The sequence below is a fragment of the Erythrobacter sp. SN021 genome (assembly GCF_021864455.1).
Window position 1 is genome coordinate 1 of record NZ_JAKKUW010000239.1, and the last position, 281, is coordinate 281.

Here is a 281-nt window from a genome sequence, read left to right on the forward strand (position 1 = left end):
GTTTAGTGTAATCTTCTCCGCAGTAACACTCAGACGAAAACTGAGCTCCTGCGTAGGAAAAATTAGCATCAGCGCAAGCTGTTGTGCACATTTCTAACGTCTGCCGAGAGTGATAAGTATATGGCCTATATGGCAATGCACGGTGATCGTTGTCATCTTTGTAGCAACCGATGTACTGTTCACGCAGTGATGCTGTATTGCACGATAATCCTGTGTAATTTCCATCGCAACCATCAGGACATTTTCCGGTAAGGCGATGACAGGGAATCTGCCGCTTGCAG

2 protein-coding genes are annotated in these 281 nt (G+C 46.3%); both read right to left on the minus strand.

Annotation, left to right across the window (positions count from 1 at the left end):
• Window positions 1–136 (minus strand): WSC domain-containing protein (locus L5849_RS17180; protein WP_368735744.1); only part of this gene is annotated, 136 nt, incomplete at its 3' end.
• Window positions 94–281, minus strand: a 188-nt coding sequence (locus tag L5849_RS15735) for a hypothetical protein (RefSeq protein ID WP_236926304.1), incomplete at its 5' end; no start/stop codon positions are given. The genes L5849_RS15735 and L5849_RS17180, both read right to left, overlap by 43 nt.